General features: G+C 67.8%; 25 protein-coding genes. 13 read left to right on the top strand and 12 right to left on the bottom strand.

Translation table 11 applies throughout. The features are described from left to right. Positions 1-73 precede the first annotated feature (73 nt). Positions 74-1,468 (top strand): bifunctional metallophosphatase/5'-nucleotidase, encoded by a 1,395-nt coding sequence (locus tag MUG95_RS01625; RefSeq protein WP_247009324.1) that lies wholly within the window; start codon positions 74-76, stop codon positions 1,466-1,468. Next, a complete protein-coding gene (locus MUG95_RS01620; RefSeq protein ID WP_247009323.1) occupies positions 1,468-1,872 on the top strand; it encodes a universal stress protein in 405 nt (134 codons plus the stop codon). The genes MUG95_RS01625 and MUG95_RS01620 overlap by 1 nt, the downstream gene beginning before the upstream one ends. Before the next feature lie 4 nt (positions 1,873-1,876). Here the strand turns inward: MUG95_RS01620 and MUG95_RS01615 are convergent, their stop codons facing one another. Then, the gene (locus tag MUG95_RS01615; protein WP_247009322.1) at positions 1,877-2,926 is read right to left on the bottom strand and encodes a mechanosensitive ion channel family protein; all 1,050 of its coding nucleotides are present in this window, start codon (positions 2,924-2,926) and stop codon (positions 1,877-1,879) included. Positions 2,927-3,003: 77 nt separating this feature from the next. After that, on the bottom strand, positions 3,004-3,858 hold the full coding sequence (locus MUG95_RS01610; protein WP_247009321.1) for an eIF2B alpha/beta/delta subunit family protein: 855 nt from the start codon (positions 3,856-3,858) through the stop codon (positions 3,004-3,006). 99 nt (positions 3,859-3,957) lie between these two features. Between MUG95_RS01610 and MUG95_RS01605 the strand changes: the two genes are divergently transcribed. Next, complete coding sequence (locus MUG95_RS01605) at positions 3,958-4,332, top strand: DUF7969 family protein (RefSeq protein WP_247009320.1); 375 nt, start codon at positions 3,958-3,960, stop codon at positions 4,330-4,332. A gap of 12 nt (positions 4,333-4,344) precedes the next feature. On the opposite strand, the gene MUG95_RS01600 is transcribed toward MUG95_RS01605, so the two are convergent. From MUG95_RS01600 to MUG95_RS01585, 4 genes are all read right to left on the bottom strand, one after another. Continuing rightward, positions 4,345-5,292, bottom strand: coding sequence for an alpha/beta hydrolase (locus tag MUG95_RS01600; RefSeq protein WP_247009319.1), 948 nt, complete (start codon positions 5,290-5,292; stop codon positions 4,345-4,347). A gap of 73 nt (positions 5,293-5,365) precedes the next feature. Continuing rightward, positions 5,366-8,056: an RtcB family protein gene (locus MUG95_RS01595; RefSeq protein ID WP_372608209.1), complete on the bottom strand. Its 2,691-nt coding sequence runs from the start codon at positions 8,054-8,056 to the stop codon at positions 5,366-5,368. A 305-nt stretch (positions 8,057-8,361) separates the two neighbouring features. Then, a complete protein-coding gene (locus MUG95_RS01590; protein ID WP_247009317.1) occupies positions 8,362-8,679 on the bottom strand; it encodes a hypothetical protein in 318 nt (105 codons plus the stop codon). Between the two features lie 121 nt (positions 8,680-8,800). Beyond that, a complete protein-coding gene (locus tag MUG95_RS01585) occupies positions 8,801-9,211 on the bottom strand; it encodes an archease (RefSeq protein ID WP_247010509.1) in 411 nt (136 codons plus the stop codon). Between the two features lie 175 nt (positions 9,212-9,386). Here MUG95_RS01585 and MUG95_RS01580 point away from each other — a divergent pair, with 175 nt between their 5' ends. The 5 genes from MUG95_RS01580 (at position 9,387) to MUG95_RS01560 (ending at position 14,570) form a co-directional block, all read left to right on the top strand. Next, entirely contained in the window at positions 9,387-9,875 is a 489-nt protein-coding gene (locus MUG95_RS01580; protein ID WP_247009316.1) for a GNAT family N-acetyltransferase, read from the top strand. Between the two features lie 93 nt (positions 9,876-9,968). After that, positions 9,969-11,150 (top strand): DNA primase small subunit PriS, encoded by a 1,182-nt coding sequence (priS, locus tag MUG95_RS01575; RefSeq protein WP_247009315.1) that lies wholly within the window; start codon positions 9,969-9,971, stop codon positions 11,148-11,150. Beyond that, positions 11,147-12,139, top strand: a complete 993-nt coding sequence (locus MUG95_RS01570) for a hypothetical protein (protein WP_247009314.1) — start codon at positions 11,147-11,149, stop codon at positions 12,137-12,139. Before priS ends, MUG95_RS01570 begins: the two co-directional genes overlap by 4 nt. Before the next feature lie 31 nt (positions 12,140-12,170). Next, positions 12,171-12,929, top strand: coding sequence for an ABC transporter ATP-binding protein (locus MUG95_RS01565; RefSeq protein WP_247009313.1), 759 nt, complete (start codon positions 12,171-12,173; stop codon positions 12,927-12,929). Between the two features lie 3 nt (positions 12,930-12,932). Beyond that, positions 12,933-14,570 (top strand): hypothetical protein, encoded by a 1,638-nt coding sequence (locus MUG95_RS01560; RefSeq protein ID WP_247009312.1) that lies wholly within the window; start codon positions 12,933-12,935, stop codon positions 14,568-14,570. 1 nt (position 14,571) lies between these two features. On the opposite strand, the gene MUG95_RS01555 is transcribed toward MUG95_RS01560, so the two are convergent. Then, positions 14,572-15,669, bottom strand: coding sequence for a LolA family protein (locus MUG95_RS01555; RefSeq protein ID WP_247009311.1), 1,098 nt, complete (start codon positions 15,667-15,669; stop codon positions 14,572-14,574). 81 nt (positions 15,670-15,750) lie between these two features. On the opposite strand from MUG95_RS01555, the gene MUG95_RS01550 reads away from it, so the two are divergent. From MUG95_RS01550 to MUG95_RS01540, 3 genes are all read left to right on the top strand, one after another. Next, positions 15,751-16,491, top strand: a complete 741-nt coding sequence (locus MUG95_RS01550) for an ABC transporter ATP-binding protein (protein ID WP_247009310.1) — start codon at positions 15,751-15,753, stop codon at positions 16,489-16,491. Further along, the gene (locus MUG95_RS01545) at positions 16,491-17,735 is read left to right on the top strand and encodes an ABC transporter permease (protein ID WP_247009309.1); all 1,245 of its coding nucleotides are present in this window, start codon (positions 16,491-16,493) and stop codon (positions 17,733-17,735) included. Before MUG95_RS01550 ends, MUG95_RS01545 begins: the two co-directional genes overlap by 1 nt. 67 nt (positions 17,736-17,802) lie before the next feature. Beyond that, positions 17,803-18,564 carry a hypothetical protein gene (locus tag MUG95_RS01540; RefSeq protein WP_247009308.1) on the top strand — a complete coding sequence of 254 codons (762 nt, stop codon included), beginning with the start codon at positions 17,803-17,805 and terminating at the stop codon, positions 18,562-18,564. Between the two features lie 5 nt (positions 18,565-18,569). Here the strand turns inward: MUG95_RS01540 and MUG95_RS01535 are convergent, their stop codons facing one another. Further along, positions 18,570-20,837, bottom strand: a complete 2,268-nt coding sequence (locus MUG95_RS01535; RefSeq protein ID WP_247009307.1) for a CDC48 family AAA ATPase — start codon at positions 20,835-20,837, stop codon at positions 18,570-18,572. Further along, complete coding sequence (locus tag MUG95_RS01530; protein ID WP_247009306.1) at positions 20,834-21,073, bottom strand: DUF7127 family protein; 240 nt, start codon at positions 21,071-21,073, stop codon at positions 20,834-20,836. The genes MUG95_RS01535 and MUG95_RS01530 overlap by 4 nt, the downstream gene beginning before the upstream one ends. 160 nt (positions 21,074-21,233) lie before the next feature. Here MUG95_RS01530 and MUG95_RS01525 point away from each other — a divergent pair, with 160 nt between their 5' ends. Next, on the top strand, positions 21,234-22,025 hold the full coding sequence (locus MUG95_RS01525; protein WP_247009305.1) for an alpha/beta fold hydrolase: 792 nt from the start codon (positions 21,234-21,236) through the stop codon (positions 22,023-22,025). A gap of 11 nt (positions 22,026-22,036) precedes the next feature. On the opposite strand, the gene panB is transcribed toward MUG95_RS01525, so the two are convergent. Continuing rightward, positions 22,037-22,849, bottom strand: coding sequence for a 3-methyl-2-oxobutanoate hydroxymethyltransferase (gene panB, locus MUG95_RS01520; RefSeq protein WP_247009304.1), 813 nt, complete (start codon positions 22,847-22,849; stop codon positions 22,037-22,039). Positions 22,850-22,942: 93 nt separating this feature from the next. Here panB and MUG95_RS01515 point away from each other — a divergent pair, with 93 nt between their 5' ends. Beyond that, positions 22,943-23,182 carry a DUF5822 domain-containing protein gene (locus MUG95_RS01515; protein ID WP_372608182.1) on the top strand — a complete coding sequence of 80 codons (240 nt, stop codon included), beginning with the start codon at positions 22,943-22,945 and terminating at the stop codon, positions 23,180-23,182. Here MUG95_RS01515 and MUG95_RS01510 read toward each other — a convergent pair whose 3' ends face one another. Together MUG95_RS01510 and MUG95_RS01505 are read right to left on the bottom strand one after the other, a co-directional pair. Next, positions 23,183-23,722, bottom strand: a complete 540-nt coding sequence (locus MUG95_RS01510; RefSeq protein ID WP_247010507.1) for an HAD family hydrolase — start codon at positions 23,720-23,722, stop codon at positions 23,183-23,185. Positions 23,723-23,781: 59 nt separating this feature from the next. Further along, positions 23,782-24,906: an acyl-CoA dehydrogenase family protein gene (locus MUG95_RS01505; RefSeq protein ID WP_247009303.1), complete on the bottom strand. Its 1,125-nt coding sequence runs from the start codon at positions 24,904-24,906 to the stop codon at positions 23,782-23,784. Between the last annotated feature and the right edge of the window lie 41 nt (positions 24,907-24,947).

Below are 24,947 nucleotides of genomic sequence, written 5' to 3'. Positions count from 1 at the left end.
TATATCCTTGTCTCTGCCCGCCACCGCGCTACATCCGAAGGGGATTTGCGCTGGCCGCCCGTAGTAGGGACGAATGCCGCTGTCCCTCCTCCACTACTCGGACATCGAGAACGCCTACGACGACCCGGCCCGCATCGGGCGTCTCGCGGGCTTGCTCGACTCGCTCCGTGACCCGTCCACCGTCGCCGTCGGAAGCGGCGACAACACCGCGCCGGGTGTCACCTCGCTGGTCCACGAGGGGCGACAGGCACTCGACTTCTTCGACGCCGTCGCGCCGGCCGCCGATACCTTCGGCAACCACGACTTCGACTACGGCCCGGCGGCGACGCTCGACATCGTTCGCCGGTCGCCACAGACGTGGGTCAGCGCGAACGTCCGCCGCGGCGGCGACCTCTTCGGCCGGGATGCCGGTGTCGTCCCCGCAACCGTCGTCGAACGCGGGGGGCACCGTGTCGGACTGGTCGGCGTCACCGACCCTGCAACCGGGTCGATGTGTCCGGGTGCTGCCGAGTTGACGTTCACCGACCCCGTCGCGGCCGTCGAGCGGGAAACCGACCGTCTCCGCGCGGCCGGCGTCGATTCGGTCGTCGTCCTCTCACACCTCGGCGCGGGCGACGAGGCGTTGGCCCGCCGGACGGACGTGGACGCGATACTCGGCGGCCACGTCCACGACCACCGCGTCACGAACGTGGCGGGGACTGTCCTGACCCGACCCGGCGCGAACGGCCACCGAGTGCTCGAAATCGACCTCACTACCGGAACGGTCACCGAACACCCCGTCGCCGACGCGCCCTGTTCGGACCCAGTGAGAACCGCGCTCGAACGCCGACGGGAGACGATGGACTTGGACGAAGTCGTCGGCCACGCCGAGGAGCCGATTCCGCGCGACGGCGAGCGCACGGGCGCGGGCGAGTGCCGTGTCGGCAACTTCGTCGCCGACGCGTACCGCTGGGCGGCCGACGCCGACGTGGCCCTCCAGAACACGGGCGGCATCCGCGAGGGGCCGCCGCTCTCGGGGGCGGTGACCGTCGCGGACCTCGCCAGTGTCATTCCCTTCGACGAACCCGTCACCGTCGCCGAGGTGACCGGTGCCGAACTCCGGACACTCGCGCGGCAGGCCGACGGGAATCACCTCGACCCGGTGCCGAACCGCTGGCACGCACACGTCAGCGGCGTGTCCATCACCCAGCACGGGGACGGCCGCGTCACGGTCAGGCACGACGGCGACCCGGTTGCCGCCGACGAGACGTTCCGACTCGCCACCTCCGACTACCTGTTCTACACCGACCACGAATTCCCGGTCCTCACCGAAACCCACCGCGTGAAGACGCTCGGCACGCAGTACGAAGTGCTCGCCGAGTACGCCCGCGAGTGCGGTATCGACCCGCGAATCGAGGGGCGGGTCCGACGGGGCGGTCCAGGCGAGAGTCGAAACGTTGACACCGAGGGGGGCGAACACGTCGATTGATGACGCAGGTGGTCGTCCCGGTCAGATACCCGCTCTCGAAACACTCCCGTGCGACGCTCGAACGCGCCGTCGAGGTGGCACGGACCGAGGACGCCGACCTGACCGTTCTCCACGTCAACCTCTATCAGGACAACGAACACGCCTCACGCTCGGACCTCAAGCGGGCCGTCGAGGACGCCGTCGGCCGCCTCCCGAACGCCCGGTACGTGGTTCGGACGGGCCTGTTGGTCGAGGAGACGATTCTCGACGAAGTCGTCACACAGCGTGCGGACATCGTCGTCATCGGACGCAAGCAGGCCAGTCGCTGGCGGCGGATGGTCCGTCGCATCGCGGACGACCCCGACATCGAGCAGTTCCTCGCCGACGAAATCGACGCCCGCATCATCACCGTCAGCGCGGGGTAGCCGCCTACTCGCCCTCGGAGTCGTCGACACCCGTCCCGTCTAGTTCGTCCCCGATGACGGGGCCGGTGTTTTTGCTCGGGCCGTCCATCGCCACCCCGACCTGCCCGCTCGTCTCGTCGAAGACGTGGTGCTGGTGTGGGTAGGCTATCTCCACGTCGGCGTCTTCGAGTCGGGTCCAGACGTTGGTCTGGACCTTCGAGCGCGTCGCCAGCAGTTTGTACGGCTCCCGTATCCAGTACCGCAGGCGCAGGTGAACGCCGTGGTCACCGAACGTGTCGATGTAGCAGGTCGGGGCCGCCGGGTAGCGAGCGGCACCCACTCGGATGTCGGGGCCTCCCTCGATGACCATGTCCACGTCCCGTGCCGCCCGCTCGACGAGCGACCGCGCCTGTTCGAGGTTACCTTCGTAGGTTACAATGATGTCGAGCGACTGTCTGGTCCGGGGGTCCTCCGCGGAGTAGTTGATGACGTCGCGACTCCGAATCTCGCCGTTGGGGACCACGACGAACGTATTGTCGAGCGTGAAAATCTTCGTGTATCTGAGGGTGATGTCGTCGACGAAACCGCGCTGACCGCTATCGGCTATCTCTATCATGTCGCCGATTTCGTATGGCTGGTCCGCGAGCAGAAAGACGCCGCTGATGATACTCCCGACGATGGGCGCGAGGATGACACCGACCACCGCCGTGAACACCGTCACCGAGAGGACGAGGTCACCGAGCGAGAGCCCGTAGATACGCAGGATGGTCAGGAATCCGACGAGGTAGATGCTCACGCGGATGCCGCGGAGAATCATCTGCGTGATGCTGGGTCGCTCGAAGCGACGGGCGATGCGGCGACCGAACAACGAGATGACGACACGGGCGGTGAGAACCGACAGGAGGGCGACGACGACGGCCGCGCCGAGGCTGACGACCCACTCCGGAATCCACGCGGGAAGCAGTCCGATTTCGGGGACGCCGCCTGCCGCCGTCGTCGTTGTCTGTCCGGCGGGCGCCGTGGTTGGCGTCGATGTCTCTTGGCTCGCAACGACCACGTCGGACGCCCCGCTCATACCTGCCAATCCGACGCCGCGGTTATAAACAGTCCGCACGGGTCACGTCGCTACACATCCGACGGACGGGACACCGGTCAGAACTCCCGGGTGCCCTCGTCGGTGACGACAGTATCGAGCAGTCGGGTCGGCGTCGCGTCGTACGCCGGGTTCTCGACGGTGAACCCCTCGGCCGGCTCCCGCATCACCTCGCTGGGCGAGCGCAGTTCGTTCTCGAACGCGAACCCGCCACCGTCGATTATCTTCGCGCTGGACCCGACGACGGTCACCGGAACGTCGGTGTCCGCGGCCGTCGCCGCGAGTGGATAGGTGCCGACGCGGTTGTACAGCGTGTCGCCGACGATGCAGTCCATCCCGATGACCACGCGGTCACACGCCGGGAGGAAGTGCCCCGCCGCGCTGTCGACCAACAGGCGCGTCTCCACGCGGTCGATTCCCGCGAGGACTCTCGCCGTCTTCCGCCCGAGGTAGCGGGGCCGCGCTTCCGTTACGTACACGTCGAGGTGCGCACCGTCGCGGGCGGCCGACTCGATTGCCTCCAGCACCGTCGAGGAGTAGTCGTGTGTGAGGACGGTCATCCCGTCCTCGAAGATATCCGCGGCGTTCTCGGCTGCCCGGTGTTTGCCCGCTTCGACTGACTCGACCACGCGACCTATCGCCGCGTCGAGTGCCTCGACGGCCGCGGCCACGCTCTCGGCGTCCGCCGCCTCGACGGCTCCGACTATCTCCCGCTGTGTCTTCTGGAGGGAGGCGTGTGAGGGGTTGGCCCGCCGGAGCGCGCTGCTGTTGCGTTCGAGGGCGCGCTGGAACTCCTCGACCGTGGGGTACTCGTTCTCGGCGAGGGTTCGGAGGGCCTTCGCGGCGTTCACTGCCACGACCGACGAGGAATGAGTCTGCATCTCCTCGATCTCCTCGACCGTCTCGTCTATCATATCCTGACTGTCGGTTGCACCGGGGAAGTACCTTCTGGGCTGTCCGACGCCCGTCTGCCGAGTAGAGACACATAAACCGCCTCGTCCCCTACCCGTGGTATGGTCGAAGTGACGTACCACTGTCCGTACTGCGGGGCAGTCACGGGCGTCGAGCGCGACGGCTACCTGCAAGACAAGTGTGTCTCCCGAGAACCACTGGACGGCTGGGAGTACGCCGGGACGACCGACGACTTCGACGACGCCGACGGCATCGAGTTCGTCTGTCTCGGACGCGACGGGACCGACACTCCGGACCCGCGTGCCGACAGCGACGCCGGGCAGGCCGTCGGTGACGGCGGTGCCAACGACCCCGACCCCGCGGGCGACGGCTGTGGTCGCACCTTCTATCTCAGTTTCCTCAAGTACGAGGGCGGCGAGGAAGTTCCTCACCGAACTCCCGACATCGACCGGCCCCGGTTCGACTTCCGACCCTGAGGTTGCCGCTCGCTACGACTCCACGCGTGTCTGGAACGCCCGCACGGTGTCGTACAGTGCCCGACACCGCCGCTCGATGTGGACGAAGTGCGTGCCACCCTCGATTTCGGCGTAAGCCGCCTCGTCGCCCGGCACGTCCAACGCGTCGTACAGGGCCGTCGCGTCCGCCCGTGTCGACGTGGGGTCGAGTGTCCCCCTGACGACGAGTGTCGGCACGTCGATGGCACTCGGGTCGTACAGCGACCCCTCGGTGGCCGCCGCGAGGTCAGCCAACGTCCCGTTTGGAGCGACGACGCTGTCCCCTCCGGGTCCCGCCTGCCCGGACCGGAGTAGTTCCGCCCAGAACGCCTCGAATACCGGGTCGTCGTCTTCGTCACCGTCGCGTAGAGTGGCGGGCACGGACCGCGGAATCTGTTCGTTCCAGCGTTCCAAGGCCCGCTCTTTCGTGAGTTCCCGGGTCGGCGCGGCGCGGTCCGGCTCGAACCCGCCGTACTCCGCCGGGTCCGGTTCGTACATCGGCGCGTGGAACGTCACCGACGCCACGTCGGGCGCGTCCGCGGCGGTCAAGAGCACCCCACAGACGATGGTCCCCCACGACGTGCCGACCAGATGGACCGGGCAGTCGACACGCTCGTGGACGGCGTCGAGGGCCGCCCGCACGTCCGTGGCGGCCGCCGGTGCGCGGGAGGGGAGGTGCTCCGGGTCCTCGGCGTCCATCGCCGGCGGTCGCTCGCTGTCGCCGTACCCGCGGATGTCGACGCCGAAGGTGCCAGCCCCGGCGTCGGCGACGGCACCGAACCACGAGTGGGCCGGCGCGCCCTCGGGGGCGAAAATCGACCGGATAGCGTAGGTCGCACCGTGGACGAACAGGACGGCCCGCTCCGGGTCGTCGGCCGACTGCTCCCACAGGCACAGTCGCGTTCCGTCGGCCGCCGCTACGTCGTGGGCTGTGACTGGCATGGACCGATACAGACCGGGTACCCGCCTAACCCTTTCGGCGGGACGAACGGCCGGGCGGCCCGCACCCCGCCGTTCAGCCCTTGATGTTACAGACGGGGAACGTCCGCGCCACCCGGTCGCCGATACCCAGTGCGTCCGAGACGCGAACCACCTCGTCCACGTCCTTGTAGACGCCGGGTGCCTCCTCTGCCACCGTCGCGCCCGACTGCGCCTTCACGTAGACGTGGTCCTGTTCGCGCAAGTCGTCCTGCACGTCCTCACCCCAGAACTCGTTTTTCGCCTGCGTCCGGGACATGAGTCGCCCAGCACCGTGGGCCGTCGACCCGAACGTCTCCGCCAGCGAGTTCTCGCCGCCTCGGAGGACGTAGCTCCCCGCCCCCATGCTCCCGGGGATGATGATGGGTTGACCCACGTCGGCGTAGGCGTCGGGCACCTCGGGTCGTCCCGCCGGGAACGCCCGCGTCGCGCCCTTGCGGTGGACGAACAGTTCGCGTTCTTCGCCACCCTCCACGGTGTGGACCTCCTTCTTGGCGATGTTGTGGGCCACGTCGTACAGCAAGTGCATGTCCATCGATTCCCACGACCGGTCGAACACGTCCGCGAACACTTCGCGGGTCCGGTGCATGATGAGTTGGCGGTTGACCCACGCGTAGTTGATGGCCGCACACATCGCCCCGTAGTAGTCCTCGGCGAGTTGTGACCCGGCGGGCGCGGCGGCGAGTTCCTTGTCCGGCAACTGGTTCAACAGCCCCTGATGTGCCTGCTCGATGTCTCGCAGGTAGTCCGTGCAGACCTGATGGCCCAGTCCCCGCGACCCGCAGTGGATGAGGACGACGATTTGGTCCTCGGAGAGGCCGAACGCCTCGCCCACGTCCGCGCGGAACACGTCGGTGACCCGCTGGACTTCGAGGAAGTGGTTGCCGGACCCGAGCGACCCCACTTGGTTGCGCCCCCGGTCTTTGGCCTTCTTCGAAACCTTGCTCGCGTCCGCCTCCGGCCGATACCCCTCGTCCTCGCAGTGGGCGAGGTCGTCCTCGATTGCCCACCCCTCCTCGAGTGCCCAGTCCATCCCGCGTTCGAGGATGGCTCTGACCGTCGGCTGGTCCGTCTCGACGACGCCGCCGCCGCCCAGCCCCGACGGGACGGCCTCGAACAGGGCGTCGACCAGTTCCTCCTCCCGGCCCTGCACGTCGTCGTAGGTCAGGTTGGTCCGCATCATCCTGACGCCGCAGTTCGAGACGACGAACCCCTCCGCGATGAAGTTGTGCGCGGCGTGTGCCACGCCGATGTCGTACACCGGTTTCTCGCCGACCTCGGTGATCGACGCGATCTCCGTCTCGACGGTGAGGTCGTCTCGAACCTCGACGGACTCGCGGAACTCGTCGAAGCCCGGGAAATCGGCACCGGGACGCGGTTGCGTGTCGCGGCCGCTCCAGACACTTCGTTCGATGAACCGTTCGTTGATGTCGAACTCGGATTTGATATCGTCGATGTCTTCCCCGCCGTCCGCGAGTGCCTCCGCTCTGTCGGCGACGTGGGCGCGTCGCTCGCGTTCGCGCTCTTTCGTGGTGAGGTACTGGATGGCTTTGACAGCTTCGCGGCGTTTGTGGTGGTTGTACGCGTACCCCACCGTCGAGTAGAAGCGGACGAGGTTCTCCGAATCGTTCTTGACGCCGAGACGGAGCCGCACCGTCTCGTGGTCAGCGTTCGAGTCAGTCTCGAATACCTCCAGTTCGTTCGTCTCGATGCCGAGGTCAGCGAGCAGGGTGCGCACGTCCTCGAAGAACTCCCGCCCCGCGGGTTCGGTCTCGGCAGTTCGCGTCTGGGACACTTTCGGGCAGTAGAGGTTCTTGTCGTGCTGTGCGGACGGTTCGTTCATCTCCGCGCCGAAATACGCACGGAAGTAGAGGGCCTGCTGCCAGTTCGTGAGCCGGTCGAAGTACTCCGGCGTCGTGAATCCGGACGATACCTTCGGTCCATCCGGGATACCGAGTGCTATCAGCAGCTTTCTGAGTGCCTTCGAGGTGGTCTTGAAACTGTACTCGGTTCGCTCGAACTCGTTCCCGTCGATCTCGTGCTCTCGCTCTCGCGAATACACTTTCGACGGCGTGAAACCGACCCGCTGAACGTCCTCGCGTATCGATTCGAGGTCTTCCGGTTCACCGTAGAACCAGACCTGCCCTTCGCCACCGAGTGACCCGTCCCCGACGTGGTAGCCGACGAGTTTGAGCAGTCGATTGAACGCCTCATCGGTCGATTTCAGCGGCAACAGGTCGCGCTCTTTCAATACCCGAACGAGTTGCGGGTTCGCGTCGTCGAACTCGTCCTCCGAGACGACGGTGAACTCTTCGGGGCGTTCGTCCTCGATGCCGCGGAACGGCTGGACTGTCACCTCGTCGCCGGGCGTGAGGTCGGACAACTCGACCATCCCCTCGGGAGTCCGGAACGGATGGTCGGCAGTCGCTTCGATTCGTTCGCCAGTCTCCGTCTCCACCTCGTACACCGGTTTCGTTCCGGATTCAGTGAACAGCCGAATGTCGGATTCGGTCAGTCGGTCCCCCGCGACGACCGCTCGCTCGTCCTCGAACCGTTCGCGTAGCGACTCGATGTCCGCTCGCCGCTCGAACGACAACCGCACGTCCGTATCGCCCGGCAAGCAGTTGATGTCGTAGCCGACCGCTCCCGGCGAAATACAGCCGTTTTCGGCATCGATGCCGGCCACGCCGCCGACCGGGAAACCGTACCCTTGGTGGCCGTCCGGCATGCAGATGGCGTGCTTGCGGACACCCGGCAGGTGGGCGGCGTTCTTGAGTTGCTGGAGGGTCTTGTCCTGTGAAATCTCGTCCAAGAGCGTCTCGCTGGCGAGGACGCGGGCCGGGGCGTTCATCCCGTCCTGCTGTGGAATCTCCCAGACGAACTCACGGACCCGTTCGAGGGTGATGCCGTCGGCGTCGTAGGTGGTCATACACACACCTCGCCCGAGCATCGGGGAATAGATTACGACTGGTCAGTCGCGCCACGGCCTACGGACGGACTGGTCGGACGGCCGACGGCGAGCCGCGGCGACTGTCACTCGACGCGCTGCCACGGTTCGGCGGTGTCGAGACTCGAAAGCGCGGACTGCAGGTCCGACCGGGCGACACCGTAGAACCGCTCCCGTCCCACCGGCGTCTGCACGGTGACGATGTCCGTGTTGGTCGTCGCGCGGAACGCCGATAACTCCCACGACGTGCGCGTGTGTCGCCACGTCCCGTGGTGTGCCGACTCCTCGCCGTCGACGATGCGTGACCCGAGTTCCCAACTCAGTCGGGTCAGCTGTGCGATGTCGAACGACACCACGTCGGGAAGTTTCGTCCCACTACCGCCCCGAGAGTCACGAGTGGCCATACCACGCTTTTCCTCACAGTCGTCGAACATATAGTTACCGTTCTCGTCGCGGCGCGTGCGGCGATGCGGTGGCTGGCGGCGGTCGGTACTCTCCACTGCGTCCCCGTAACGTTCTAGCGGGTTACACGTCGAAGACGACGTACGCGTGCCAGCCGTCGTCTGTCTCCGTGAGGTCCATCTCGGAGTACGTGACGGCCTTCACTTCGCGAGCGACCACCGCGTCGAGCGGGACCCCTCGGGCACTCGCCTCGCACACCCAGTCCGCCCCGTCGTGGCGGACGGACGCCTCGTTGTCGGCGGGGAGGATACCGCGTACGTCGCGCTCGTAGATGAGGTCGCCGAGGTAGTCGAACAGCAGTGCCTCGCGGCTCTCGGCCCGCACGTCGATTGTGAAACGGTCACCGTCGTCGGGGACCGTCTCGCACATCGCCGCGGTGAGGCCGTCGGCGACGGCACCGAACACCGAATCGAGGGTCGGCCCGGTCGCTTCGACGGCCACGTCCGCCGTGTGGTCGCGGAGGGTGTAGCTCACGACCCGACTCTTCGTCGCCATCCCCTGTCCCCTCTTCGGTCCGGCCGTCGGTGTCGGTTGACGGGAACGCCAGCCGAGACGTATTCTCGGACCGACACTATCGGACGGGGCGGATGGCGGCGTCTCGACATTGTGGCGGTGGAGTTAATATCGTCAACCCGCTATCGGTGGGGTAGTGAGCGCCACAATCGAACGGCGCGTAGTCGACCCGGGTGCCGACACCTACGTCGGGGACGCGTGGGAGTTGAAGGAGGAAATCCGGGACCGTGAGGGCGTCCTCAGACAGCGGCGGGGCTTCTTCCGCGACGCCTACCGCCGGTCGACCGTCTACTGTTACTTCGAGAGCGGGCCGGTCGACCAGGAGCAACTCGTGGGTTTTGCCGCTGTCCGGCGTGACGGCTACGTTCTCTTTCTCGCCGTCCATCCCGACTACCGGGACGAGGGGTTCGGCGAGCGACTCATCGCGCGCGTCGCCGAGGACCACTCCACCGTGTCCTGTCACGCCCGCACTACAAACGACCCGGCGATCGGCTTCTACGAACACATCGGCTTCACCATCAAACGCCGCATCGAGGGCTACTACGAGGACGGCGGGGACGCCTACTACTTGAAACTCGGCACCGGCGGCGGCATCAGACAACGCCTGCAGGACCTCCTCGGGTAGTGGCACGGGGTGCCGTGGGCGATGCCTCGTTGCCGCGTGTCCCGTCCCGGAGCGGAAACGCTTTAGCCCCTACTTTTCCAACCCCGTTGTAGCATGGAGGAGCGAACGCGGGCGTACCTCAGGGGCCGGTTCGGCGACTACTATCGCCGGGCGGACCTGACGCCACCGCCGGACGCGAACGAGCGCGAGTGGGGGTACATCCCGTGGACCGAGGGGCCCGGCACGACGATGGTCCGGCACGAGTCCCTGCTCGACGTGGGGACGATAGACTCCTTTCTCGAACGCGAACGGCCACGTCACGTCTACTTCTCGGCCGGTCGGTACGACGACCCGAGCGCGTCGAGCATGAGCGAGAAGGGGTGGCGTGGCTCGGACCTCGTCTTCGACCTCGACGCCGACCACCTCCCGTCGGTCGAACTCGGCGAGGACTCCTACGCCGAGATGCTGGCGAAGTGTAAGGACGCTCTCCTCCGCCTGCTCGATTTTCTGGAGCGTGACTTCGGGTTCGAGGACCTGACCGTCGTGTTCTCGGGCGGGCGGGGCTACCACGTCCACGTCCGCGACGAGAGTGTGTTCGAACTCGAACGCGACGCGCGCCGCGAAATCGTCGACTACGTGCGCGGCATCGGACTGGAGTTCGACGCGCTCATCGACGAGGAGGCGGTCGGCGGCGAGGCGGGCCGGACGAGTCCCGCCCAGAAGCGCACGCTCTCGACGGAGGGCGGGTGGAGCAAGCGCGCGCTGGACCACATCGTCTCGTTCACCGACGAACTGCTCGCGATGGACGAGGACGCGGCAATCGAGCGGTTGCGGGAGTTCGAGAACGTCGGCGAGGGGAAGGCCACCGCCGCACTGAACGCGGCCCGGACCAACCGCGGTCAAATACGGCAGGGGAACATCGACGTCCACTCGGCGTTCGTACAGATAGCGAAGATACTGATGGCGGACGTCGTCGCGGCCGACAACGCGCCAATCGACGAACCGGTGACGACGGACACGAACCGGCTCATCCGGCTTCCCGGGAGCCTCCACGGCGGGAGCGGGTTGGCAGTCAGACGCATCGACCGGGACGCGCTCGCGGACTTCGACCCGCTGGTCGACGCCGTGCCGGATACGTTCCGCGGTCACGACATCACTGTCGAAGTGACGGAGGGCGGCCCGGTCGAACTCGACGGCGATAGTTTTACACTGTCGGAGGGCAATCGTACCGTTCCAGAGCACCTCGGCGTGTTCCTGATGGCGAGAGGCCGCGCCGAGAAGGGTCCGGAGGCATGAATCTAGACGAACTCCAATCGGTTCGGGACCGCGAGCGACAGAGCGACAGCCTCCAGCAACTCCGCGAGTCGTTCTACGAGGACGCCGGCACGCTCGTCGCCGAACTGCGCGAGGAGCGTGAGGCCGCCGCCGCGCGCGCCGACGACCCGTTCGACGCGCCGGAGGTCAACCGCTTGACCGACGACATCAAGACTGCAGAGCAGACGGTCGAGGCCATCTACGAACGCCGGGTCGGCAAACTCGTCAAGATGGCCTCGTTCGCCGCGGCCGACATGCCGACCGAAGACGAGGGGCTGACCGCCGAGGAGCGGACGCTGTTCGAGAACCTCGTCCAGTCCATCGAGCAGAATCGCGAGCAGGTGTTCGCCGCCCTCGACAACACGGACGCGCCGACGCCCGACACCGGGGGCGCGGCCGACCCGGCACAGCCGACAGCGGACGAGAGTCAGGGCGTCGGTGCGGCCGACCTGATGGGCAGCGACGCGTCGCCCGACGGCACGACCGCGTCACCGGACGACGGGTCCGGTTCGACCGACTCGACGCGGGAACACCCGCCCGAGACGCCACCGCCGGACACGGACCGTGATACCCCCGCCGAAACTGGGACAGACACCGCACCAAGCCCGGGCACCGAACCGGTGGGAGCCGACGACGTGCCGACGCCCGGTTCGGGACCGGACGACGCGGCGGGACCGGAGTCACAGCCCCCGGCCGACCGGCCGGAGACATCGACAGACGAGACGGAGGCCGCTCCGGCACCGCCAGCCGGTGGCGTGCCCGAGGAGACAGACGGGGAAGCGACGGCGCGTCGGTCCGACGGCGGCGAGACGCGGGTCGACCGCTCGACGGTTCGCATCACCGAGGACGTGGGCGAGATATTCTGCGTCGACGAACGCCAGTACGACCTCTCCTCGGAAGACGTAGTGACGCTCCCGACGGCGAACGCGGCCCCGTTGGTCGAGCGCGACGCCGCCGAGCGTCTCGACTGAGTGTCCCGGCGGGCGGTCAGTGTACAGCACAATGCCCCCAGCTATCGAGACGGACTCGTTACACAAGGCGTACGGCGACGCGACGGCAGTGGCGTCGCTCGACCTCTCGATTCCGTCGGGCGAGGTGTACGGCTTTCTCGGCCCGAACGGCGCGGGGAAGACGACGACGATGCGGATGCTGACGACGCTCACGCGGCCGACGAGCGGCGACGCGTGGGTGGCGGGCGAACACGTCTCGGACCGCGACGCCGTGGTCGAGCGAATCGCGTACCTGCCGGAGACGCCGCCCGTCTACGAGGAACTCACGGCACGGGAGCACCTCGCGTACCTCGCGGACCTCCGTGACCTGCCGCCCACAGACCGCGAGCGCGTCGACTCGCTGGTCGAACGGTTCGGCTTGGCCGACGCCGCGGAGGACCCGATTCGGACGTACTCGCAGGGGATGCGGCAGAAGACGGCACTCGCCGGAACGGTGTTGCAGGACCCGGCCGTCCTCTTTCTCGACGAACCGACCAGCGGACTCGACCCGCGCGCGGCCCGGACAGTGCAGGATTTAGTCGCCGAACTGGCCGCGGAGGGCCGGACCGTCTTCCTCTCCTCACACGTCCTGTCCGTCGTCGAGGAACTCGCCGACACCGTCGGCGTCCTCAGCGACGGACGACTCGTGGCCGAGGGGGCACCGGCGGCCCTGACCGAGCGTGCCGCGACTGGGGCGGAACGGACGCTCGAAGACGTGTTCCTCGACGTGACGGGCGGACAGACAGTCGACGGCGTCGGGTCAGGGGGCTGACCGGTGGCCGGCGCGCTCCGGACCGACCTCAGAACTGCGCGGGTCGTCGCCGCCGTCGAGGTGCGGCGGAGCGTCCGGGCCGTCCTCACGGACCGCCGCCAACTGCTGGGGTTCGCGCTCCTCGTGGCCGCGTTCGCGCCCGTGGCCGTCCTCGTGGCAAGCGGGAGTTACGTCGCCGGGCTTCGGGTCGGCGGTGGGACCGACCTCCCGGTGGTCACGCTCGCTCGCGCACAGGTCACCGCGTGGCTGGGGTCACTGACGGCGTTGTTCGGCCTGCGGATGGTCGAGCGCGCGGGCGATATCGACCACGCGGACCTGCTGTTGACGACGGTTCGGCCGCGCGCACTGGTGACGGGCCTCCTGCTCGCGGAGTACGTGCGCATGCTGGCGGTTCTCGGCCCGCCGATGGCACTCGTGGTTGGCGCGTTCGCGTACGGTGCCGGGACGCCCCTGCTCCTGCCAGTCGCCGTCCTCGGCGTGCTCCCGCTGCTCGCCGTCGCGCTTCTCGGCGGTGCGACGGTGGGCTACCTGCTCCGAATCGGCTACCGGCGGGTCGGCGTGGGCAGCGGAACGCGAACCGTGCTCGGCGTCTCCGTCGCCCTCGGCCTGTTCCTGTGGCTGAACGCGGCCGCACCCGCCGACCCGTTCCAGTTCGCGGCGTCGCTTCGGCCACTCGCCGCCGTGCCGGTCGGCGCGTACGCCGACCTGCTGCTCGTTCCCGGTCCCGTGTCAGTGACGCCCGGTCCGGCGTCCCTCGTCGCCGTCGTCGTCCTCGTCTGTACCGGGACCGTCCTGCTCGTCGCTACGTGGCGACTCGCCGTCGTCGTCTGGTACGCGGACCCGCCGGCAGGCGGACCCGGGGACGCGACCGGTCGGCGTCTCGCCCGAGCCCCGTTGCCCGGCGTGCCCGGAATCGGCACCGGCACGACGCTCCGGGAAGTCCGGTGGCTGTGGCTCCGCGGCGTCCGGTCGCCGTCGCGGTTCGTCCACCTGCTGTACTTCGTGTTTCTGACCGCGCCGACGGCACAAGTAGCCCTCGCACACCCTCGCTCTCCGGCACTCCCGGTGGTCGTCGCCGTGGTCGGCGCGCTTCTGGCCGGTGGGACGTTCGGGTTGAACCCGCTGGGGATGGCGGGGACCGTCCTCCCGTCGGTTCTGACGACGCCGTCACCCGGGCGGCAGTTCGTCCGTCCCCGCGTCCTCGCCGGGCCGCTCCTGTGGGTGCCGCCGACGCTCGTCGGCGTCGTCGTCCTCGGCTGGTACGGACACCTCACGCTCACCGAAGCCGCACTCCTCTGTGTGTTCGCCGTGGTGTTGGCCGCGTTCAGTAGCGCGCTCGCGGTGGCTCTGGGGACGTTCTCACCGCGTTTCGAACCGGTCACGGCCTTCGGCGGCGTCGAGACGGCCACGCCGACGACGCCCGTCCTCCTCGGGCACACGCTCGGGACGGGAACCGCCGCGCTGCTCGGGTTGGCGACCGTGTTCGTCCCCGCACTCGTCGACGCGCCCCCGTTCGTCGGGCGTGGCACGGTGTTGGCACAACTCGTCGGCCTCGGGGCGTGGACGCTGCTGGTCGCCGTCGTGGCCGTGTTCTGCTATCGGTATTCGGTCGGACGCGTCGAAACCTTTGTCTACGAGTGAGTTACGTCGAGAGGGTGCCTGCCAGTTCGACTAGGCGGTCACGCGGTTGGTCGCCGGCGACGGCGTAGGTCAGGCCGTCGGCACGCCAGAACACGACGCCCGTGTCGCCGGCCGTGGCGTACGACGCCTCCCGGTCGCCCACCGTCACCGTCTCCGTGTCGGCGTCGAACCGGTCGAGGGGGTCACGCTCTGACGCGACCACGGCGAGACGACTGTCGTCGTTCGCGTAGGCGACCGTGGCCGTCCGGTCACCGTCGAACGTGGCGACGGCGACAGTCGTGACCGTGTGGTTCGGCGCGTCGACTGTCGGCACGACGGCCCCGCTCTCCTCGCGTGCCTCGGCGACGGACTCGTACGTCGTGCGGTCGAGCGACGCGACGACCACGTTCCGGTCACTCGGCGGCTGGAAGGCACTGTCGTGGATGCTCACGCCGAACTCGAACGCCTCGAACGTGACCGTCACGCTCCCCGTCTCACCCTCGTGCTGGCCGGACCCTTCCATCTTGAGGAGTCGGTAGTCGTCGGTCGACACCCACACCGTCGCGCTCGCGTCGGCACTCTCGTTGCGGGGCGACACGTCGAGGACGTACGCCTCCTCGCCGTCGACGGTCGCGGTGCCACGCTTCTCCACCGTGACGTTCTCTCGGAGGTGGTCGACTGCGGCGGAGACGTTCGCCCGTTCGACCCACCCCTGTTGTGTCTCGTTGAGCGGTCGAACGAGCGTGGTCCCGGCGGGACGGGTCGCCCACGCGACACTCCCGTTGGTCGCCATGACGGTGCCGTTGGCTGACTCGGGGGCCACTACCTCGGCACGGTAACTCCCGGGCGCACGGTACTGGACGCGGACCCGCGCCGAGCGTTCGACGCGCTCGGTGCCGTTGTCGTACGTGCCGTCCACGACGACGGTGCCGGTGTAACTCTCGGCGTCGTCGTAGCGGTCCTCGACGCCCGCCACGATGTCGTCGGCGGAGGGCGGCGCGAGTGCCGGCGCGCCGACGACCATCCCGACGGCGACGCTCGCGAGGAGGGCCACAGCGAGGGCCGCCGTGACGTACCCCCACGTCACGCCACGGTCCGATGACTGCCCGTCTCGGTTCATATATGTGCCAAGGGATTGCGCGTCTTAACGGTTCGGACGCCGCTCGCAGGGTTCAATGCTCTCGAACCCGTTCCCGAAGTAATGGCAGCACGCGACAAGGGTGACGCCGCGGTCACGCTCAACTCCGTCCGCCGGACCTACCGCCGCGGTGAACCCGTCCACGCGCTCCGGGACCTGTCGCTCTCGTTCCCGCGTGGCTCGTACACGGCCGTGATGGGGCCGAGCGGGTCGGGCAAGAGTACGCTGTTGAACCTCGTCGGCTGTCTCGACACTCCCTCGGCCGGGACGGTCCGCGTCGACGGCCGTGACGTGACGACGCTGACCGAACCCGAACGGGCGGCGGTTCGGGGTGAAGACGTCGGGTTCGTGTTCCAGACGTTCAACCTGATGCCGCGTCTCACTGCCGTCGAGAACGTCGCACTCCCCCTCGTCTTCCGCTCCGTCCCGCGCGAGGACCGCCTCGACCGGGCGCGCACGCTCCTCGGCCGGGTCGGACTGGGTGACCGCGTGGACCACCGACCCGCAGAACTCAGCGGCGGCCAACGGCAGCGCGTCGCCATCGCCCGGGCGTTGGTCACCGACCCCGCCATCGTCCTCGCGGACGAACCGACGGGCAACATCGACACCGACACCGGCGAGCAAATCATGGCGTTGTTCTCCGACCTCCACGCGGCCGGGAACACGATTCTCCTCGTCACGCACGAGCGCCGCATCGCCGAACACGCGGAGCGAATCGTCCACATCCGCGACGGCCGCGTCGAGCGAACCGAAGAACTCGATGGGGAGGTCAATCCGGCCGCCGATGGAGGGAGGGACGCCTGATGCACCTCGGCGAGAGTGTCCGGATGAGCCTCCGGACGATTCGGAGCCACAAACTCCGCTCGGCGTTGACGACGCTCGGCATCGTCATCGGCATCGCCGCGGTCATCACGTTCGTCACGCTCGGAGCCAGCGTGAAGGCCGAAGTCGTCGGGCAGTTCGGCGACACGCCCGCGAACCGCGTGTTCGTCGTCTCGACGCCCGCCGACGAGGGTGGACCGCCGAGCGCGCTCGCACAGCCAGTGTTCACGGAGAACGACGTGAACAACATGGCCGATATCGAGGGCGTCGAGCGGGTCATCCCGCGGGGAACCGTCTCCACGTCGGCCCTATCTCACGGCGACCAGACGCTGGCGCGCGACCAGTTAGTGGCGACGCGGGCCGCACTCTTCGACGGCGCGCCATTCGCCGCCGGCGGCCCCTTCACCGACGACGACGGGGGCCAACTCGTCGTCAACCAGCGAGCGGCGAGCCTGTTCGCCGAGAACTTGAGCGTGGGCGACAGGGTGAACGCGAGCACGCGCGGCGGCGGGTCGCTGAACCTCACCGTCGTCGGCGTCCTCGGCGCGAACGCGAGCCTCAACCCACTCTCGGGCTTCGGCACGCAGCCGCGGTTCTACGTCTCGACGGCGGCTTACGACACCGTCGTCGAGAGCCCGACGCTCGGCGTCACACAGCGCGTCTACCCGCAGGTGACCGTCGTCGCGGCCGACCCGGCCGAGACGAACGCGGTCAAAGAGCGCGTCCGTACGTACCTCGAAAGCGACGGGGCAGACGCGCCCCGCCTCGCACCCGACTCCTACGAGGTGAGCGTCGAGACGAACGACGACATCGTCGACCGCATCCGAACCGTCGTGAACCGCCTCACACAGTTCGTCACCGGCATCGCCGTCATCTCGCTCGTCGTCGGGGCCGTCGGCATCGCCAACATCATGCTCGTCTCGGTCCGGGAACGGACTCGTCAAATCGGAATCATGAAAGCCGTCGGTGCGCGCAACCGCGATATCCTCCAGTTGTTCCTCGTCGAGTCGTTGCTGTTGGGTGTCCTCGGTGCCGTCCTCGGTGTGCCCCTCGGCGTCGCTGGCGGGTTCGCCGCCGTCACCTACGCGGACCTGCCGCTGACGCTGGCGGTGGAGTGGTTCGCCGCCGCCGTCCTCGTCGGGATGGTGGTTGGCATCCTCGCGGGCCTGTACCCAGCGTGGAGTGCCGCGCGGGTCGACCCCATTGAGGCACTCCGGTACGAGTGAGACGCTCACTCCGAGGCCGCCGTGTCGGTACCTCAACGCTTGTGCCTGTCGCGCCCTTCCATAGGGTATGACCGACGAGGGTTACCGGACGACGGCGGTAGCGGCATTGGCCGACCGTGACTACGAGCGGGCCGGCGACGAGTTCACCCGCGACGGGTGGGCCACGCTCGCGGAACCTCGGCCCGAGTTGTCTCCCTTCGCAGTCGACGACAACGGCTGGGTCGGACGGGGACTCGCCGCCCTCTCCGCGGCCGTCGCCGCGTACCGCGTGGCAGGGCTGGACACACGGGCGACCAACCGCGCCGTCGAGGGCGTCGCCGTCGCCCGCGATTTGGCTACCGACACGTCCCACGCCGTCCAGTCCGCCTGTTTCTCGGAGTTCGTGGCCGACTTCAAGACGCTCGGCGGCCTCGCCGGCGCGGGCGACGCCTACGAGGCCGCCGCCGACGAGTACGGAGACGCGGCCGAGAACATCGACAGCCCACAGGCTTGGGGGACGACGCCGCTGTTCGAGGCGGCCGCGGCGACGCTGAAGCAGGTCGCTCGCGGGCAGGACAACGGTGAAATCGCGGTGACGTGGGAGGACCTCCACGGGGCTGACCCCGCGCAACCGGGGGCGTTCCTCGCACACCGCGCCGCGTTCAAACGCCAGCGGTTCCCGACGTTGGTCGAGCAGGCCGTCGCGGACGGTTTTCTCGCCGCGCCGCGTGGCACGACCGAGTACGACAACGCCAACCACGAGTGTCCGAACTGTGGGTCACGCGACGTGAACTGGGTGGCGGACACCACGCTCTGTCTCCGGTGTTCGACGCCGACAGAAAAGCGGTAGGCGCGCTACTGGAAGGTCCGGCTGACTTCGTCCTCTTGGACGCCGGGTTCGGCCGTCTCGAACTCCTCTTCGATGTCGTCGTAGCGTTCACGAGTCTCCTCGGTGACGCTCGCACCGACTTCGTCGAGAGCCTGCTCGAAGTGCGCCATCGTCACGCGGACGTTGCCGACGGACTCGCCGACTTCCTCGGGCGTGACGCTGTTGATGAACTCGCGGCTGGCGGCCATCGACGCCTCGCGGGTGAGTGCCTCGATGTCGGCCCCGACGAAGCCCTCGCTCTTCCGGGCGAGGGCGTCGAGGTCCACGTCGTCTGCCAGCGGCTTGTTCCGGGTGTGGACTTCGAGGATTGCGCGGCGGGCGTCCTTGTCGGGCACGGGCACGTGGACGTGCCTGTCGAGGCGGCCGGGGCGCAACAGTGCCGAGTCGATGAGGTCCGGCCGGTTCGAGGTGGCGACGACAACCACGTCCTCCAGTGCCTCGATGCCGTCCAACTCGGTCAGGAGCTGGGAGACGACGCGCTCGCCGACGCCGGAGTCGGAGGCGTTGCGGCCACGTTCGCCCGCGATGGCGTCGATTTCGTCGAAGAAGACGACGGTCGGTGCGTTCGACCGCGCCTTCTCGAACACCTCGCGGACGCCCTTCTCGGACTCCCCGACGAACTTGTTCAGCAGTTCGGGGCCTTTCACCGAGATGAAGTTGGACTTGGACTCGTTGGCGACGGCCTTTGCGAGCAGGGTCTTCCCCGTGCCCGGCGGGCCGTACAGCAGGACGCCCTTCGCGGCCTGCATGTCCATCTGCTCGAACACCTCGGGGTACTCCAAGGGCCACTGGATGGTCTCACGGAGGCGTTCCTTCGTGTCTTCGAGGCCGCCCACGTTGTCCCACGTCACGTCGGGCACCTCGACGAACACCTCGCGGAGCGCGGAGGGTTCGATGCCCTTCAGCGCGTCCTTGAAGTCCCGTTCGGTGACCTGCAACCGGTCGAGTACGTCGGCGTCGATTTCGTCGGACTCGAGGTCCAAATCCGGCCGGATGCGCCGGAGGGCGTTCATCGCCGACTCCTTGGTCAGCGATTCGAGGTCCGCACCGACGAAGCCGTGCGTGTTCTCGGCGTACTCGTCCAGGTCGATGTCGTCGGTCAGCGGCATCCCGCGGGTGTGGACCTGCAGGATTTCCTTGCGGCCACCCTTGTCCGGGACGCCGATTTCGATTTCGCGGTCGAAACGACCGCCACGGCGGAGCGCGGGGTCGATGGCGTCGACGCGGTTGGTCGCGCCGATGACCACGACCTCTTTGCGCTCGTCGAGGCCGTCCATCAGGCTGAGGAGTTGGGCGACGACGCGCCGCTCCACGTCCCCGGACGTCTCCCCGCGCTTGGGCGCGATGGAGTCGATTTCGTCGATGAAGACGATGGCGGGGGCGTTCTCCTCGGCCTCCTCGAACACCTCACGGAGTTGCTCCTCGCTCTCCCCGTAGTACTTGGACATGATTTCGGGGCCGGAGATGTCCGTGAAGTAGGCGTCAATCTCGTTGGCGACGGCTTTGGCCATCAGGGTCTTCCCCGTGCCCGGCGGGCCGTGGAGCAGGACGCCCTTCGGCGGTTCGATGCCCAACTGCTGGAACAGTTCGGGGTGGCGCATCGGCAACTCTATCATCTCCCGAACCTGTTCGAGTTCGTCGTCGAGGCCGCCAATGTCCTCGTAGGTGACGTTCGGCGTCTCGCTGCCCTCGCCGGGCGCGCTGCCGGTAATCTGCTTTGCCGGCTGTTCGCTGACTTCGATGTCCGTCGAGTCGGTCACCACGACGGTGCCGCTCGGTTCGGTGTTGGCCACCTTCAGCGGAATCTGCTGGCCGGACATCGAGGAGAGTGGTCCCAGCCCCAGCGAGAAGGGGACCGTCTGTCCCTGCGTGATGGCCTGGCCGCTCAGCTTGTTGCGGATGTGCGGACCGACGTTCCCGCGGATGCGGAGGTTCTGCGGGAGCGCGACGGTCACCGAGGTGGCGGGCTGAACGTCGGCGTCCTCGACCTCGACGGTGTCGTCGATGCCCACGTCGGCCTCTTGACGCAGTTGGCCGTCGATGCGGACGACGCCCTTGCCCTCGTCTTCTGGGTAGCCGGGCCAGACGCGCGCGACCGCTCGGCCGCCATCACGGCCGTCGATGACGACGTAATCCCCGTTCTCCAAGTCCATCTCGCGCATCGCCGCTCGGTCGACGGCGGCGAGGCCACGGCCCGCGTCTTTCTGCTTGAGGGGTTTGACAGTCAGTCTCATTTTTCCACCTCGATAGTGAGGATACCGTTGTGCATAAACGCTTGCGCGCCCCCGTCCGCGGGCACCTCGAACTCGTACTGTTCACCGTCGGCAACGACGATAGCCGTCTCACCGACGACGTCGACGCTCGCCTCGTGGCCGGCGCCCACGTCGGCGACGAGACTGACGGTCCCGTCGTCGTCCTCGACGTGCCGCACGGGACCCCGCTCTTCGACAAACCGCTCTTGTCCAGTCATACTAACTCTAAGTTAGTCGTCAAAGTATATAAACCTAACGCCGAAGGACCGCAATAGGGCGGTCGGATTGGGTATAGACGGTACGCAAGCGGTTCACGGTTTATCCTCTCGGTTTCCGGGACGGTCGGCGTTTATATCGCTGTCGGGGCTATCGGTGGGTATGCGGACGGAAACGGTGACACACGACGGGCGAACGACGACGTACAGAGCCGTGGGGGACACGGACGGTGCCGACCCGATACTGCTCGTGCACGGCGCGGGCCAGACGCACCGCTGTTGGGCCGAGCAGTTCGAACGGGCCGCGGAGACGCCCGTCGTGGCCGTGGACCTGAGCGGCCGGGAGGGGTCCGAGGACGTGGACACTGGTCCCGGGATAGATACCATCGACGCATACGCGCGCGATGTCGTGGCAGTCGCGGCGGAGACGGGCGTCTCCGTCGCCGTCGGACACTCGATGGGCGGAGCGACCCTCCAGTGGTGTCTCGTGGAACACGACTTCGAACCCGACGGTGCCGTCCTCCTCTGCACCGCCGCGAAGTTCGTGATGGGCGAGGCAGTGACACAGTGGCTGGACGGTGGCGACTTCGAGGGGGCCATCGAGTTCCTCCACGACAACGGCATGCTGTTCCACGACACCGACCACGAGAACGTCGAACACTCGGTTGCGGCGATGCGCGCCGCCGGGTTCGAGATGTTGGAGCGTGACCTCCTCTCGTGCGGTCACTTCGACGTGCGCGACAGACTCGGGGAGATAACGACACCTACGCTCGCCATCACGGCCGAACACGACATGCTCACCCCGCCCTCCTTCGGCGAGTACCTCGGCGAGAACGTTCCGGGTGCGACGCACGCGGAAATCGACGAGTCCGGACACATGGCGATGCTCGAACGGCCGGCGGCGTTCGAGACGCTCCTCACGGAGTTCCACGAGTCGGTGACCGGCGACCGGTAACCCACGTCGGGTCAGTAGATGTCCTCTAACTCGTCCTCGTGGTGGCTGTGTTCCTCGGCGGGGTACTCGCCGTCCTCGACGGCCGTCACGTAGTCGTCGATGGCCGATTCCATCTCGCCACGGACGTCGCCGAACGTCTCGACGAACGGCGGCGTCCAGTCGCTCAGGCCGACGGCGTCGTTGACGACGAGGACTTGCCCGTCACACGCCGGTCCGGCTCCGATGCCGATGGTCGGGATGTCGAGCGTCTCGGTCACCTGCGCCGCGAGGTTCGAGGGGACGTGTTCGAGTACCAGCGCGAACGCTCCGGCACGCTGGTGTTCGGTCGCCAAGTCGAGTATCTCCCGGGCCGCCTCCGGCGTCGTCCCTTGTCGGGTGTGTCCGCCCAACTGGTTGACCTGCTGCGGCGTCAGTCCGAGGTGTGCCATCACCGGGATGCCGAGTTGGACCAACTGTTCGGTCAACTTGACGGTGTGGTCGCCGCTCTCGATTTTAACCGCGTCCGCGCCGGCCTCCTTGAGCAGACGGCCACAGTTCTCGATGCTGTCGCCCTCGTCGGCCCCGACAGAGAGGAACGGCACGTCAGCCACGACGAGTGCGTCCTCCGCGCCCCGAACGACGGCGGACGTGTGACTCACCATCTGGTCCAACGTCACCGGGAGCGTCGAGTCGTGCCCGAGCATCACGTTGCCGACGCTGTCGCCCACGAGTATCATGTCCACGCCGCTATCATCGACGATACTGGCCGTCGGCGCGTCGTACGCGGTGAGCATCGTGATGGGGGTGTCGTCGGTCCGGTCCCGAATCTCTGTCACAGTGGGCATACCCGACCGCTGGGTGCCCGGCGTGGTAAACGTATCCGATAGTGGCAACCTGCGGTCGCAACCGATTTGTTCGGGCGTCGCCGACCCGGACGTGTGCCAGTACGCGTCGACGAGGAGGACGAGGAACCGACGGAAGGGGTCGACTACGGGTGGGTCATGCAGGTCACGTTCGTCGCCACCATCGTCGTCGGCGCGCCGGTCGTCGCCGTCCTTTCGGCCACCGTCACGCTCCCGTCGTGGCCGGCACGCGTGAGTTTCGCCGTCCGCGTCGGGGCCATCGTCTGGCTGTGTACCGCCGTCGCGGTGTTCCTCTACGCTCGCCGCACGGCGTAGTCACTCCTCCGGTGCCCACTCCTCGGCCCACGCGAAGGCCGTGCCCGCCTCCCGGGCCGTCTCCGCGTCACGCTCCGTGTCGCCCACGAACAGCGTCTCGCCCGGCGACACGCCCAACTGCTCTACGACGGACAGCAGGGGACCCGGGTGGGGCTTCTCTGCCTCGTGTGAGTCCCGCCCGACGACCGGACCCACCGCGTCGTCGAGGCCGTGAATCTCCAACGCGATGCGGCAGGCGGCCTCGCTGTTGAGCGAGCAGACACCGACCGGCACGTCGTGCGGGAGTCTGTCGGCGGGGGCGAGTCGCTGTGAGGAGCGGGCCCCATCACGTTCGTACTCGCCGACGTGTTCCTCGACGATGTCACGGTACCCCGTCTCGTCGCCCAGTTCGAGCAGTCCCCACAGGTTCACACCGTCCACGTCGAGTCCGCGTGTCCTGAGTGCGGCGGCGACGTCGTCTCTGACGGCCGCCCAGTCCACGTCGAGGTGGACGAGCGTGCCGTCCAAGTCGTACACGTACGCCTCGTACTCCCGGTGTATCACTGGTGGCGATACGGGCGGACGGAAAATAGGGGCTTCGGTGGGACCGACTCGCCGCCCTACAGCAGTTCGCGCGCGACGACGTTCTTCTGTATCTCGGTGGTCCCCTCGTAGATGGTCGTCACCTTCGCGTCGCGGTAGAGTCGTTCGACCGGGAAGTCGGTGGTGTAGCCGTAGCCGCCGTGAATCTGGACCGCCTCGTTCGTCACGTCGACGGCCGTCTCGCTCGCGTAGTACTTCGCCATGCTCGCCGCCGTCCGCACTGACTCGCCCGCGTCCTCCCGCCGGGCCGCGTCCCGCGTCAGCAGACGGGCGGCCTGTGTCTCGGTGTGCATCTCCGCGAGTTTGTGCCGGATGGACTGGAACTCGCCGATGGGCCGGTCGAACTGCTCGCGGTCGGCCGCGTACGCGAGGGCCTCGTCCAGCGCGGCCTGTGCCAACCCGACCGACTGCGCGGCGATGCCGATGCGGCCGCCCGTGAGCGTCGACAGTGCCGCCGACAGCCCCTCACCTTCCTCGGTGAGTCGGTACTCGGCGGGAATCCGTGCCCCGTCGAAGGTCAGTTGCGTGGTGTCGCTCGCCCGGAGGCCGAGTTTGTCCTCCCTGTCCCCGACCAGCAGGCCGTCGGTGTCCTTCGGGACGAGAAACTGCGTGACGCTCCCGGGGTCGTCGGGGTCCGTCTTGGCGAAGACGACGACGACGCCCGCCCGTTCGCCGTTCGTAATCCACTGTTTCGTGCCGTCGAGGACGTACTCGTCGCCGTCCCGGCGTGCGACCGTCGACATCTCCGCCGGGTTCGACCCGGCGTCGGGTTCCGAGAGCGCGAACGCGCCCACGGGTCGCCCCTCGACCATCGCGGGAAGCCACGCCTCGCGCACGTCGGGAGAGCCGAACTCGCGGATGCAGGCGGTGGCGAGACAGTGGACGGAGAGTGCCGTCGCCACCGCGAGCATCCCGTACGCGACTTCCTCGTTGACGAGTGCGTAGGTCAGCCGGTCGGCGTCGAACCCGCCGTACTCCTCGGGGGCCGTCAGCCCGGTCAGTTCGAGGTCCGCGAGGCCGTCCCACACGTCTTCGGGGAAGGTCGCTGTCTCGTCCGCGTCCCGGGCCGTCGGTCGAATCTCCTCGACGGCGAACTCCCGGACCGTCTCGCGGATGGCGGCCTGTTCGGGTGTGAGGTCCATACGCGCCGTTGGGCGCGTCGGGTGAAAAGTCGGCAGGGTGG

The sequence above is a fragment of the Halorientalis litorea genome (genome assembly GCF_023028225.1).
Classification (GTDB): domain Archaea; phylum Halobacteriota; class Halobacteria; order Halobacteriales; family Haloarculaceae; genus Halorientalis; species Halorientalis litorea.
Note: the sequence above shows the minus strand (reverse complement) of the source record. Positions and strands in the feature narration are given on the sequence as shown.